At 58.8% G+C, this 13,146-nt stretch carries 11 protein-coding genes; 4 read left to right on the forward strand and 7 right to left on the reverse strand.

Features of this window, described 5'->3' with window-relative positions; all coding sequences use genetic code 11:
- Window positions 1-139: 139 nt before the first annotated feature.
- Window positions 140-1,417, reverse strand: coding sequence for a HAMP domain-containing sensor histidine kinase (locus MO767_RS21715; protein ID WP_282482172.1), 1,278 nt, complete (start codon window positions 1,415-1,417; stop codon window positions 140-142).
- Window positions 1,407-2,090: a two-component system response regulator ColR gene (gene colR, locus MO767_RS21720; RefSeq protein ID WP_008155536.1), complete on the reverse strand. Its 684-nt coding sequence runs from the start codon at window positions 2,088-2,090 to the stop codon at window positions 1,407-1,409. Before colR ends, MO767_RS21715 begins: the two co-directional genes overlap by 11 nt.
- 204 nt (window positions 2,091-2,294) lie before the next feature.
- On the opposite strand from colR, the gene MO767_RS21725 reads away from it, so the two are divergent.
- Window positions 2,295-4,244 carry an LTA synthase family protein gene (locus MO767_RS21725; protein WP_282482173.1) on the forward strand — a complete coding sequence of 650 codons (1,950 nt, stop codon included), beginning with the start codon at window positions 2,295-2,297 and terminating at the stop codon, window positions 4,242-4,244.
- Window positions 4,245-4,298: 54 nt separating this feature from the next.
- Complete coding sequence (locus MO767_RS21730) at window positions 4,299-5,042, forward strand: phosphatase PAP2 family protein (RefSeq protein ID WP_282482174.1); 744 nt, start codon at window positions 4,299-4,301, stop codon at window positions 5,040-5,042.
- A gap of 140 nt (window positions 5,043-5,182) precedes the next feature.
- On the opposite strand, the gene groL is transcribed toward MO767_RS21730, so the two are convergent.
- The 4 genes from groL to MO767_RS21750 form a co-directional block, all read right to left on the reverse strand.
- Window positions 5,183-6,826, reverse strand: a complete 1,644-nt coding sequence (groL, locus tag MO767_RS21735; protein ID WP_282482175.1) for a chaperonin GroEL — start codon at window positions 6,824-6,826, stop codon at window positions 5,183-5,185.
- A gap of 49 nt (window positions 6,827-6,875) precedes the next feature.
- Entirely contained in the window at window positions 6,876-7,169 is a 294-nt protein-coding gene (locus MO767_RS21740; protein ID WP_008155545.1) for a co-chaperone GroES, read from the reverse strand.
- Between the two features lie 248 nt (window positions 7,170-7,417).
- Entirely contained in the window at window positions 7,418-7,897 is a 480-nt protein-coding gene (locus MO767_RS21745; protein ID WP_282482176.1) for an FxsA family protein, read from the reverse strand.
- Window positions 7,898-7,963: 66 nt separating this feature from the next.
- Window positions 7,964-8,695, reverse strand: coding sequence for a HugZ family protein (locus MO767_RS21750; RefSeq protein ID WP_282482177.1), 732 nt, complete (start codon window positions 8,693-8,695; stop codon window positions 7,964-7,966).
- A gap of 172 nt (window positions 8,696-8,867) precedes the next feature.
- Here MO767_RS21750 and MO767_RS21755 point away from each other — a divergent pair, with 172 nt between their 5' ends.
- On the forward strand, window positions 8,868-9,626 hold the full coding sequence (locus MO767_RS21755; protein ID WP_282482178.1) for an SDR family oxidoreductase: 759 nt from the start codon (window positions 8,868-8,870) through the stop codon (window positions 9,624-9,626).
- Window positions 9,627-9,745: 119 nt separating this feature from the next.
- On the opposite strand, the gene apbC is transcribed toward MO767_RS21755, so the two are convergent.
- Entirely contained in the window at window positions 9,746-10,840 is a 1,095-nt protein-coding gene (gene apbC, locus MO767_RS21760) for an iron-sulfur cluster carrier protein ApbC (RefSeq protein ID WP_282482179.1), read from the reverse strand.
- Between the two features lie 181 nt (window positions 10,841-11,021).
- Between apbC and metG the strand changes: the two genes are divergently transcribed.
- Entirely contained in the window at window positions 11,022-13,073 is a 2,052-nt protein-coding gene (gene metG, locus MO767_RS21765; RefSeq protein ID WP_095132521.1) for a methionine--tRNA ligase, read from the forward strand.
- Window positions 13,074-13,146: the final 73 nt, after the last annotated feature.

Raw genomic sequence — 13,146 nt, forward strand, 5'->3', positions numbered from 1 at the left:
ATGGTACCCACGATAGGTAGCGCCGTGTCAGCGTCAGGTCATGCCGTTGTGAAAAAAACGTCATGCAACCCCCCGAATTACTTCGAGGATTTACAGGATGAAAACGATTGCACCGGGTTAATGCGTTTCAATAAGGCGATCAACTACTCGTTGACAGCTCCACCTGAAAACGACAGCCGTTGGGCTCCATGTTCGTCAGGCTGACGTTCCACCCTTGGTTTTCACAGATCCGCTGCACCAGCGACAGCCCCAGCCCCAGGCCTTCGCCGCGTTTCTCGCTGCCCCGCACGAAGGGCTCGAACATCGCCTCGCGTTTTTCCTCGGGAATGCCCACGCCACTGTCTTCGACCATGAAACCCGTGGCCGTCAGCGTCAGGCGAATAAACCCGTGCTCAGTGTAATGCAGCGCATTACGCAGCAGGTTGCCCATGACCGCGTGCAGAAGGGTTGCGTTGTAGCAGGTGCTTGCCGGATTGCCCGGCTCAAAGATCAGCGTCAGTCCCTTGGACTCGATCGGCTCGCGCCACAGATTGAGCAGTCCGCCGGCGACCTGGTTCAGGTTCTGCTGGGGCGACATGCTGGCGTCTTCACGTTGTTTGCGGGCCAACATCAGAAAGGTTTGCACCAGCTCACGCATCTCTTCACAGGCGCGGGCGATTCGCTCGACCTGAGCACGACCACGCTGATCGATGCCGGGGTTTTCCAGCAGCAGCTCGCAGGAACTGGCCAGCACCATCAATGGCGTGCGCAGCTCGTGGCTGACGTCACTGGTGAATAGCCGTTCGCGGGTCAACGCCTGGCGCAAGCGCCCGAGGGTGGCGTCGAAGGCCACGGCCAACTCGCCCACCTCATCAGCGGCGTAATCCGGCGCCAGGGGTGGCGCCAGACCTAACAATTGGTCACGGTGACGGACCTGGCGGGCCAGTCGCACCACGGGCGCCATCACTTTGCGCGCCAGTATCCAGCCGAGAAACACCGCCAATGCCAGGCTCAGAACGAAACCCACCAGCACCACGGCAAACAGCACCCGTTCACGCTCCTCGAAATCGCTCTGATCCTGTAACAGCACATAACGCCGGCCGTCGACGACTTCGACCATGGCGTGATATGACAGCTGTTCGCGAAATACTTCGTGAAAGCCCGGTTCCAGGTGGCGTAAATCCTTGGGCAACTGAAAATCGCCCGGCCCGCCGCTGAAATAGAACAGTTGGTCCGGCTCGGGACGATGGCTCCAGTCCGTGACACTGTCCATCAGCAACAGCCGTTGTAAATCGCCCCCCAGACCTGCCGAAATCAGTTTTTCTTCTACCAGGTGCACGGTCGCCACAATGCCCATGGCAAAGGCTCCCGCGACCAGTGCGCTCATCAGCGCAAAGGCGATGATGATCCGTTGAGCAAGGCTCTGCTTAAACTCCATCACGGCCCTCGGCCAAGCGATAACCCACACCGTGCACGGTTTGCAGCAACGGTTTGGCGAACGGCTTGTCGATCACTTGGCGCAACTGATGGACGTGGCTGCGCAGGCTGTCGCTGTCCGGGCAGTCATCCCCCCACAGCGCCTCTTCGAGAATTTCCCGGCGCAGCACATGAGGACTTTTCTGCATCAGCACGGCCAGCAACTTCAGGCCCACCGGGTTGAGTTTGAGCAGACGACCTTCGCGGGTGACTTCCAGGGTGTCGAGGTCGTAGTTCAGATCGCCAACCTGCAAAGTACGGCGACCGCCACCCTGGGTGCGACGCATGACCGCCTCGATGCGCGCCGCCAATTCAGACAGGGCAAAGGGTTTGATCAGGTAGTCATCGGCACCGGATTTGAAGCCTTGCAGCCGGTCGTCCAATTGATCGCGAGCGGTGAGCATGATCACCGGCGTGTCGCGGCGTGCGTCTTCGCGCAGGCGTTTGCACAGGGTGTAACCGTCGATGCCAGGCAACATGATGTCGAGCACGATCAAGTCGTAATGCTCGGTGGCCGCCAGGTGCAAGCCTGACAAACCGTCCTGCGCGCAATCCACGGTGTAACCCTTGAGCCCCAGGTAATCGGCCAGATTGGCCAGGATATCGCGGTTGTCTTCAACCAATAGAATTCGCATGGGTATCTCCTGCGTACACAGCAACGGGCGTCGTGGCCCGCGCAGCTTAAGGCCAAGCGTGGCTCAGGGCTAGGGTCAGGGTGCCTGGAATCAATCCGCTCAACCAAATGATAGGATTAACATGTTTTTCACTATCGATTCACAAGCCGACTACAGTCGTGGCGCGAGAATCCCACACAATTGTTGTTAAGGAATGTACACACAATGGAGCTCTTCAAGACCGCGCCAATGCGCTTTCTCCTGCTCGTGACCGGCTCGTGGCTGGTCATTTTCTTGCTGACCCGCACGGTTTTGCTGCTCACCCATCTGGATGAGGCCGGTAGCGGATTTCTGTCGGTGTTTGGCATCGGCCTGCTTTACGACCTGGGCTTCATTGCCTACGCAGCGCTGCCGATGGGCCTCTACTTGCTGCTCTGCCCACCGGCCTTGTGGCGTCGCCGCGGCCACCGCTGGTTCCTTCAGGGACTGCTGACCGTCAGCTTGTTCGCCATGTTGTTCACCGCGGTAGCCGAGTGGCTGTTCTGGGATGAGTTCGGTGTGCGCTTCAACTTCATCGCCGTCGATTACCTGGTGTATTCCGACGAGGTGTTGAACAACCTGTTGGAGTCTTATCCGATCGGCACGCTGCTGAGCATCCTTGCCGTGTTGGCCGTCGCCCTGAGCTTTGTGTTGCGCAAACCTTTCAATGCCGCGCTGGACGCACCGTTGCCGCCAATGCGCGGGCGCCTGCTGAATGCGCTGGGCCTGTTGATCGTCGCGGGCCTGAGCTTGCAACTGCTCAGCCAGGATTCGCCGCGCGCCCAGGGCGGTAACGCCTATCAGAACGAACTGGCGAGCAATGGGCCCTATCAGTTTTTTGCAGCATTCCGTAACAACGAACTGGATTACACGCAGTTCTACAGCAGCCTGCCGCCGGCAATCGTTGCTCAGCAGATTCGTGCCGAGCTGAGCGAACCCAACGCGCGTTTCATCGGCGAGGATCCGCAGGACATTCGCCGGATGATCGACAACCCGGGCACTGTGCGCAAACCCAACATTGTGCTGGTGACGATTGAAAGCTTCAGCGCCAAGTACATGGGCAGTAACGGCGACAAGCGCAACCTGACCCCCAACCTCGATGCCTTGCGCAAGCAGAGCCTGTACTTCAACAACTTCTATGCCACCGGCACCCGCACCGATCGCGGCCTTGAGGCCATTACCCTGGCGATCCCGCCAACCCCGGGGCGCTCGATCGTCAAGCGCGTGGGGCGTGAAAGCGGTTTCGCCAGCCTCGGCCAGCAGCTCACCGCCGTGGGTTACGACAGCGTGTTCGTCTATGGCGGACGCGGTTACTTCGACAATATGAACGCGTTTTTCAGTGGCAATGGTTACCGTGTGGTGGACCAGACCAGCGTCGAGGAATCAGAAATCCACTTCAAAAATGCCTGGGGCATGGCTGACGAAGATCTCTACAAGCAGGCCCTCAAACTGGCCGACGCTGACTACGCGAAACAGCAGCCGTTTCTGCTGCAACTGATGACCACCTCCAACCATCGCCCTTACACCTACCCGGACAACCGGATCGACATCAAATCCGGCAACGGTCGCGACGGTGCGGTGAAGTACACCGACTATGCCATTGGTCAGTTCCTCGATCAGGCGCGCCAAAAGCCGTGGTTTGACAATACAATCTTCGTCTTCGTCGCCGATCACACGGCCGGCAGCGCCGGCATGGAAGACTTGCCGATCAGCAACTATCAGATTCCGCTGTTCATCTATGCACCGAAGCTGATCGATGCACGGGAAACCGCGCAACTGGCCAGTCAGATCGACCTGGCGCCGACCTTGCTGGGTTTGCTGAACCTGGATTATCAGTCGACCTTCTTTGGCCGCAATTTGCTGCAGGACAATCCACTGCCGCCCCGCGTGGTCGTTGGCAATTACCAGCACCTGGGCTTGTTCGACGGCAAGGATTTGGCGATCCTGAGCCCTCGCCAAGGGCTACGGCGCCATGATGAAGCACTGACCGAGAGCCGTGAGTCCAAGGCCACCGCCAGCGACCCGTTGATTGCCCGTGCTATCACCTATTACCAAACCGCCAGTTATGGCTTCAAGCAACAGCTACTTGGCTGGAAGACGCCCACGGAGGGCACCGACCAAGTCAGCCCACATTAATCGAATCGCCCCGGGCTGATGCCCCGGGGCTTTTTCCTTTGTTCAGGATCCACCATGCCATCAACTGCTGTTCGTCCCGCCTCCCGCCCGCTGAATTTCTGGGTGTGCCTGGGCGTTCCCGCCATCGCAGCGATCACTCTGATGCTGCTCGAATTGACGTCCCTGGATATGGACCTTGCCAAACTGCTCTATGACCCGGTCGCGGGGGATTTCATCGGGCGGCACAGTTACTTCCTGGAAGAGATCGTGCATGACCGCGCCAAGCAGGTGGTCATCGCCTTCTCGGTGTTGGCCATCTTCGGTTTCATCGCCTCCTTTTTCATGGACCGGCTCAAACCGATCAAACGGGAACTGGGCTGTCTGGTGCTGTCGCTGGCGCTGGCGACCTCCTTTGTCACGCCAGTCAAAGCGGTGACGGCCGTTCAATGCCCGTGGAGCCTTGAGCAATTCGGCGGTCACGAAACCTATAGCGAACTGCTCAGCCCTCGCCCGCACACCGATAAACCTGGCCGTTGCTGGCCCGGCGGTCATGCGGCGACGGGTTTCACACTGTTTGCGCTGTTCTTTGTCCTGCGTGACCGTCGTCCGCGTCTGGCACGCAAGGCGTTTGTGTTCGCTTTCGCGTTGGGCACGGTGTTTTCCATCAGCCGGATGATGCAGGGCGCGCACTTCTTTTCGCACAATGTGTGGACGGCAATTTTCTGCTGGCTGATTTGTCTGGGGTCTTACTACTACATCCTGTATCGGCCAGCCTCGAAGGCTGAGCGAGAGTCCGAACCACAACAAGCTACTGCCTGAAACACAGATCAAAATGTGGGAGCGGGATTGCTCGCTCCCACAGTGGTCCGGTTCAATTTCAAGATCCAGGTAAATCGAAGGCAATAAAAAACCCCGCCTGCTTAGCGCAGGCGGGGTTTTTTTATAGGGGTAAGGCTGGCTTACATCATGCCGCCCATGCCGCCCATACCGCCCATGTCTGGCATGCCGCCGCCAGCGCCGCCTTCTTCCTTGATCTCAGCGATCATGGCTTCGGTGGTGATCATCAGGCTGGCAATCGACGAAGCCGCTTGCAGAGCCGAACGAGTCACTTTGGCAGGGTCCAGGATACCCATTTCGATCATGTCGCCGTATTCGCCGGTAGCAGCGTTGTAACCGTAGTTACCCGAACCCTGCTTGACCTTGTCGACCACTACGCTTGGCTCGTCGCCGGAGTTGGCAACGATCTGGCGCAGTGGCGCTTCAACAGCGCGACGCAGCAACTGGATGCCAACGTTCTGGTCATCGTTGTCGCCTTTCAGCTCGGAGATTGCCTGCAGAGCGCGAACCAGTGCCACGCCGCCGCCAGGTACCACGCCTTCTTCAACGGCTGCACGGGTAGCGTGCAGGGCGTCTTCAACGCGGGCTTTCTTCTCTTTCATTTCAACTTCGGAACCCGCACCAACCTTGATCACTGCAACGCCGCCGGACAGTTTGGCCAGACGCTCTTGCAGTTTTTCACGGTCGTAGTCGGACGAAGTGTCAGCCACTTGCTGACGGATCTGCAGAACGCGAGCCTGGATGTCAGCCTCAACGCCGGCACCGTCGATCACGGTGGTGTTTTCTTTGGACAGGATCACGCGCTTGGCATTACCCAGGTGTTCCAGGGTAGTGCTTTCCAGGCTCAGACCGATCTCTTCGGAGATAACGGTACCGCCAGTCAGAACAGCGATGTCCTGCAGCATGGCCTTGCGACGGTCGCCGAAGCCTGGAGCCTTGACGGCTGCGACTTTAACGATGCCGCGCATGTTGTTCACAACCAGAGTCGCCAGGGCTTCGCCTTCAACGTCTTCGGCCACGATCAGCAGTGGACGGCCGGCTTTGGCAACGGCTTCCAGTACTGGCAGCATTTCGCGGATGTTCGAGATCTTTTTGTCGACCAGCAGGATCAGCGGGCCGTCCAGCTCGGCAGTCATGGTCTCTGGCTTGTTGACGAAGTACGGGGACAGGTAGCCACGGTCGAACTGCATGCCTTCAACAACCGACAGTTCGTTTTCCAGGCCCGAGCCTTCTTCAACGGTGATCACGCCTTCTTTACCGACTTTTTCCATGGCTTCGGCAATGATGTCGCCGATGGAGCTGTCGGAGTTGGCCGAGATGGTGCCGACCTGAGCGATAGCCTTGGTGTCAGCGCAAGGCTTGGACAGGGCTTTGAGCTCTTTGACGATTGCGATGGTCGCTTTGTCGATACCGCGCTTCAGGTCCATCGGGTTCATGCCGGCAGCGACGGCTTTCAGGCCTTCGTTGACGATCGATTGAGCCAGAACGGTAGCGGTGGTGGTGCCGTCGCCTGCGTCATCGTTGGCACGGGAGGCAACGTCTTTGACCAGCTGCGCGCCCATGTTTTCGAAGCGATCTTTCAGCTCGATTTCTTTGGCAACGGACACGCCGTCCTTGGTGATGGTCGGAGCGCCGAAGCTCTTCTCGATGATCACGTTACGGCCTTTAGGGCCCAGGGTCGCTTTTACTGCGTCAGCCAGGACGTTGACACCGGCGAGCATTTTCTTGCGGGCGGAATCGCCGAATTTAACTTCTTTAGCAGCCATGATCGATATTCCTTAAATACTTTGTAGTAGCGGGAAAATGAGCGGGGAATCAGCCTTCGATAACGGCGAGGATTTCGCTCTCGCCAATTACCAGCAGGTCTTCGCCGTCGACTTTCACGGTGTTGCTGCCGGAGTACGGGCCGAACACAACCTTGTCACCCACTTTCACAGCCAGTGCACGCACTTCACCGTTTTCCAGTGCTTTGCCTGGACCTACGGCGAGAACTTCACCCTGGTTTGGCTTTTCAGCAGCCGAACCTGGCAGGACGATACCGCCAGCGGTTTTCTTTTCTTCTTCGCTGCGACGGACGACGACGCGGTCATGCAGAGGACGAAGCTTCATTGTCGATCTCTCCTAATTGTGGTTTTCATCGGCCGGTGTATTCCCGGCGGGTTTAACAAATCCGGCGGTGCCGGGTGCGGTTCGTCGAGCGAACCGCGGAAGTCTGTCTGGCGTAATCGCCAGAAACCTTGCGGTGACCGTTACATAAGGGCGCACAAGCTTATTACAAGGGCGAGGAAGCAAATTTTTTCAGGTTGCTGCCCCACAAACGAACACGGCACCCGAAGGTGCCGTGTCGGTGTAGCGGATTACTTGGTGTCGCGGTGTTCAAATTCGCCTTCGATCACGTGGGGTTCACGGCCCAGAGGCTCGCGGGTCGCAGGGCCGCCGCCAAGTGGCTGAAGGTCGTCGGCGAACGCACGCTGACGGATTGCCGCCTCTTCGGCACGCTGGCGCATTTTATTGGCCAACAGTCGACGAGAGATCGGCAGCAACATGATCAGACCCAGCGCGTCAGTGACGAAGCCCGGCAGGATCAACAGACCACCCGCCAGTGCCAGCATCAAACCTTCGAGCATGGTCTGAGCCGGCAACTCGCCGCGGTTCAGGCTTTCACGAGCACGCAATGCGGTTGCCAGACCAGCGATACGCAGCACGAACACGCCGAGCATCGAGCCGAGAATGACCAACAGCAGGGCCGGGAAAAACCCGATCGCCCCGCTGACCTTGACGAATACGAACAGCTCCAACACCGGGAACAGTACAAAGAGCAATAAAAAAGGGCGCATCAAATGGTTCCTCAACGCAAGAATGCCTTGCCAGTCTTCCCTAGATGACGTCGCCGATTCGTGAATTCAAGCGTCGGCCACTTCATTTTTCGGCCAATGTTCGGCGTGAGCCAGGAAAACCAAGGCTTCGCGCACTTGTGTCGGCGTATTACACGGCGCTTGAAACGGTAACCAATAGAGCCCCTGACCAATGCGCAGGTGCATGCCTTCGGTGTCGATACCCGCCAGTTGCGCCGGCTCGGTTTTCGGCAGGCCCGCCAGTTCGACGTAGTGGGCGATGGCTTTGGCGTGATCGGCATTCATGTGCTCGACCATGCTCGCTTCGGGCTTACCGGCAAACGGGTTGGCCAGGGTCAGTTGATCGACCCAGTGAATCGCACCGAAGCCGCCGATGTAGCGATGACGTACCGGTTTGAGCACCCAGAAATCGAAATCGTGGGCCTTGTGGTAGCTCTGCGAATCAGGGAAATAGCGGTAGTAACGGTCAGCCGCCGCTTCGATGGCGGCCTCGTCCTCGAGCTTTTCTGCTTCGGCGAGATAGGTCAGGCGACCAACGGCTTGCACATCTTCAGCCCCACGCTCGCCCACAAACAGTGAGCATTTTGGATCCTTCTGCAGGTTATGCGTGTGCTGGGCGATGCGGCTGATAAGGATCAGCGGCCGGCCCTGTTCGTCCAGACAGTACGGAACCACAGAGCCAAACGGGAAACCGGGCATCGCCTTGGAGTGTGTCGAGAGCACTCCACGGTATTCCTTGAGAAGCAATTCTCGGGCATTCTTGGCCGCTTCAATGCTCAATTTATGACTCCTTATATAGAATCCGTCGAAAAAACGGACAGGCGCCTGGGGATAAGGTCCAGTAACGCCATTAGGGCAGTTCTCATGTGCAGCCAAGCCGTATCAGGTGCAGATCGAGAGACTACTCTCTAAAAGGAAACCACTCCCTCTGACCTGCTATTGGGGCATGCGAATGCAACTCACTGACAAAGTAATCATTATCACTGGCGGTTGCCAGGGTTTGGGCCGTTCCATGGCCGAGTATTTCGCCGGTAAAGGCGCGAAGCTGGCGCTGGTGGACCTGAACCAGGAAAAACTCGACGACACCGTAGCCGCTTGCAAGGCTAAAGGCGTCGAGGCTCGCGCTTATCTGTGCAACGTCGCCAATGAAGAGCAAGTAACCCACATGGCCGCCCAGGTTGCCGAGGACTTCGGCGCGATCCATGGCCTGATCAACAACGCCGGGATCCTGCGCGATGGCTTGCTGATCAAGGTCAAGGACGGCGAGATGACCAAGATGAGCCTCGCCCAGTGGCAATCGGTCATCGACGTCAATCTGACCGGCGTATTCCTGTGCACCCGTGAAGTTGCGGCCAAAATGATCGAGCTGAACAACAGCGGCGCGATCATTAATATCTCGTCGATCTCTCGTGCTGGCAACGCCGGCCAGACCAACTATTCCGCCGCCAAGGCCGGTGTCGCCGCGATGACCGTGACCTGGGCGAAGGAATTGGCACGCTACGGTATTCGTGTGGCAGGCATTGCACCGGGCTTTATCGAAACCGAAATGACGCTGAGCATGAAGCCTGAGGCGCTGGAGAAGATAACGTCCGCGATTCCACTCAAGTGCATGGGCAAGCCTGATGAGATCGCCCATTCGGCGGCGTACATTTTCGAGAACGACTACTTCACCGGTCGAATTCTGGAGTTGGATGGCGGGTTGCGGATCTAAAGCAAGATCAAAAGATCGCAGCCTCGCTTCGCTCGACAGCTCCTACAGGTGAATGCAAAACCCATGTGTAGGAGCTGTCGAGCGAAGCGAGGCTGCGATCTTTTAACAGTCGACGCAGATTAATCGTCGCTGATCGTGATGTTCGGCATCGCAGGCGATACCGCTTCCTGCAACACAATCCGCGCGCCGACATGGCGGGCCAGTTCCTGGTAAACCATCGCAATCGGGCTGTCAGGCTCGGCGATCACCGTTGGCTTGCCGCCATCGGCCTGTTCGCGGATGGCCATCGCCAGCGGCAACGAAGCCAGCAGTTCGACGCCGTACTGGTTGGCCAGCTTCACACCACCGCCCTCACCGAACAGATGCTCGGCATGCCCGCAGTTGGAGCAGATGTGCACGGCCATGTTTTCCACCACGCCCAACACCGGAATGTTGACCTTGCGGAACATCTCCACGCCCTTGCGTGCGTCCAGCAATGCCAGATCTTGCGGCGTGGTAACGATCACCGCGCCGGCCACCGGGACTTTCTGCGCCAGGGTCAGTTGGATGTCGCCGGTGCCTGGTGGCATGTCGATGACCAGGTAATCCAGATCGCCCCAGGCTGTCTGAGTGACCAGTTGCAACAAGGCGCCGGAAACCATCGGCCCGCGCCAGACCATCGGCGTGTTGTCGTCGGTCAGAAACGCCATGGACATGACTTCGACACCATGGGACTCGATCGGAACAAACCACTTCTGATCCTTGACCTTGGGCCGGGTGCCTTCAGGGATGCCGAACATGATGCCCTGGCTCGGTCCGTAAATGTCCGCGTCGAGAATCCCGACCTTGGCGCCTTCGCGGGCCAGGGCCAGGGCCAGGTTGGCGGCGGTGGTTGATTTGCCCACACCGCCCTTGCCGGACGCCACGGCCACCACGTTCTTGACGTTGGCCAGACCCGGGATCTGCGCTTGAGCCTTGTGCGCGGCAATGACACTGGTGATCTCGACGCGCGCGATGGTCACGCCGTCCAGCCCTTCAATGGCCATTTGCAACAACTGCGCCCAGCCACTCTTGAACAGGCCGGCAGCGTAACCCAGCTCCAGCTGGACGCTGACGCGATCACCCTGAATGTCGATGCCGCGTACGCACCCGGCGCTGACCGGGTCCTGGTTCAGATAAGGGTCGGTGTATTGGCGAAGGACGGCTTCCACCGCTGCGCGATTGACGGCGCTCATGGGCAACTCCGATAGCAAGACTGGAAAATCAGGCGAGTATCCTACGCCGGACACACATTTGTGGCGAGGGAGCCCGACGCCGGTTGGCGGTTGTCGTAGATCGAAACAGGCTCACGGGGTGAAAAATATGCGCCGGCGCTTTATAGTGGCCGACCTCCGTTTCATCAAGTAGCCGAGCCCCATGTCCGAGCCACGCAAGATCCTCGTCACCAGCGCCCTGCCCTATGCCAATGGTTCGATCCATCTTGGCCACATGCTGGAATACATCCAGACCGATATGTGGGTGCGCTTCCAGAAGCACCGCGGCAATCAATGCATTTATGTCTGCGCCGACGACGCCCACGGTTCGGCGATCATGCTGCGCGCGGAAAAGGAAGGCATCACCCCGGAACAGCTGATCGCCAACGTCCAGGCTGAACACAGCGCCGACTTTGCCGAGTTCCTGGTGGACTTCGACAACTTCCACTCCACTCACGCCGAAGAAAACCGTGAGCTGTCGAGCCAGATCTACCTGAAGCTGCGCGACGCCGGGCACATTGCCACGCGCTCGATCACTCAGTACTTCGACCCGGAAAAGAAAATGTTCCTGGCCGACCGGTTCATCAAGGGCACTTGCCCGAAATGCGGCACCGAAGACCAATACGGCGACAACTGCGAAAAATGCGGTGCGACCTATGCGCCGACCGACCTGAAGGATCCGAAGTCGGCAATCTCCGGCGCCACTCCGGTGCTCAAGGATTCCCAGCACTTCTTCTTCAAGCTGCCGGACTTCCAGGAAATGCTGCAAGCCTGGACCCGCAGCGGCACCCTGCAAGAAGCCGTGGCGAACAAAATCGCCGAATGGCTGGACGCCGGCCTGCAACAGTGGGACATCTCCCGTGATGCGCCGTACTTCGGCTTCGAAATCCCCGACGAGCCAGGCAAATACTTCTACGTCTGGCTGGACGCGCCGATCGGCTACATGGCCAGCTTCAAGAACCTCTGCGACCGCACGCCTACACTTGATTTCGACGCGTTCTGGGGCAAGGACTCCACCGCCGAGCTGTACCATTTCATCGGCAAGGACATCGTCAACTTCCACGCCCTGTTCTGGCCAGCCATGCTCGAAGGCGCCGGTTTCCGTAAACCGACCGGCATCAACGTGCACGGTTACCTGACCGTCAACGGTCAGAAAATGTCCAAATCCCGCGGCACCTTCATCAAGGCCCGAACCTATCTGGACCACCTGTCGCCGGAATACCTGCGCTACTACTACGCAGCCAAGCTGAGCCGTGGCGTCGACGACCTGGACCTGAACCTCGAAGACTTCGTGCAGAAGGTCAACTCCGACCTGGTCGGCAAAGTCGTCAACATCGCCAGCCGTTGCGCCGGTTTCATCCACAAAGGCAACGCCGGTGTGCTGGTGGCAGGTAATGCCGCGCCGGAACTGACCGAAGCGTTCCTCGCCGCAGCGCCGAGCATTGCCGAGGCCTACGAGGCTCGCGACTTCGCCCGTGCCATGCGCGAAATCATGGGCCTGGCCGACCGTGCCAATGCCTGGATCGCCGACAAGGCGCCGTGGTCGCTGAACAAACAGGAAGGCAAGCAAGACGAAGTCCAGGCCATCTGCGCCCTGGGCGTCAACCTGTTCCGCCAGTTGGTGATCTTCCTCAAACCGGTGCTGCCGCTGCTGGCCGCCGACGCCGAGGCGTTCCTGAACGTCGCGCCGCTGACCTGGAACGACCACGCTACTTTGCTCAGCAACCATCAGCTGAACGAGTTCAAACCGTTGATGACCCGTATCGACCCGGTAAAAGTGCAAGCCATGAGCGACGCCTCGAAAGAAGACCTGACCGCCAGCGCTACCGACACCGGCGACGCTGCACCTGCCGGCAATGGCGAACTGGCCAAGGATCCGCTGTCACCGGAAATCGAGTTCGATGCCTTTGCCGCTGTCGACCTGCGCGTCGCCCTGATTCTCAAGGCCGAACACGTGGAAGGTGCCGACAAACTGCTGCGCCTGACCCTGGACATCGGTGACGAGCAACGCAACGTGTTCTCCGGGATCAAGAGCGCTTATCCGGACCCGTCCAAGCTCAATGGTCGTCTGACCATGATGATCGCCAACCTCAAGCCACGGAAAATGAAGTTCGGTATCTCCGAAGGCATGGTGATGGCGGCCGGCCCTGGCGGTGAAGAAATCTACCTGCTCAGCCCTGACAGCGGTGCCAAGCCGGGTCAGCGCATCAAGTAAGGTTCTGCAGTAAACCGATCCCACAGTCGTGCCCGACGCGACTGTGGGATTTTCATGTCTGGCCCACCCTCCG

The sequence above is a fragment of the Pseudomonas sp. UYIF39 genome, assembly GCF_029963765.1.
GTDB lineage: Bacteria > Pseudomonadota > Gammaproteobacteria > Pseudomonadales > Pseudomonadaceae > Aquipseudomonas.

Coding starts and splice junctions, on each gene's coding strand:
- MO767_RS21715 (WP_282482172.1), bottom strand. CDS start 1,417: ATGGAGTTTAAGCAGAGCCTTGCTCAACGGATCATCATCGCCTTTGCG.
- MO767_RS21755 (WP_282482178.1), top strand. CDS start 8,868: ATGCAACTCACTGACAAAGTAATCATTATCACTGGCGGTTGCCAGGGT.
- MO767_RS21725 (WP_282482173.1), top strand. CDS start 2,295: ATGGAGCTCTTCAAGACCGCGCCAATGCGCTTTCTCCTGCTCGTGACC.
- apbC (WP_282482179.1), bottom strand. CDS start 10,840: ATGAGCGCCGTCAATCGCGCAGCGGTGGAAGCCGTCCTTCGCCAATAC.
- groL (WP_282482175.1), bottom strand. CDS start 6,826: ATGGCTGCTAAAGAAGTTAAATTCGGCGATTCCGCCCGCAAGAAAATG.
- MO767_RS21740 (WP_008155545.1), bottom strand. CDS start 7,169: ATGAAGCTTCGTCCTCTGCATGACCGCGTCGTCGTCCGTCGCAGCGAA.
- MO767_RS21730 (WP_282482174.1), top strand. CDS start 4,299: ATGCCATCAACTGCTGTTCGTCCCGCCTCCCGCCCGCTGAATTTCTGG.
- metG (WP_095132521.1), top strand. CDS start 11,022: ATGTCCGAGCCACGCAAGATCCTCGTCACCAGCGCCCTGCCCTATGCC.
- MO767_RS21745 (WP_282482176.1), bottom strand. CDS start 7,897: ATGCGCCCTTTTTTATTGCTCTTTGTACTGTTCCCGGTGTTGGAGCTG.
- colR (WP_008155536.1), bottom strand. CDS start 2,090: ATGCGAATTCTATTGGTTGAAGACAACCGCGATATCCTGGCCAATCTG.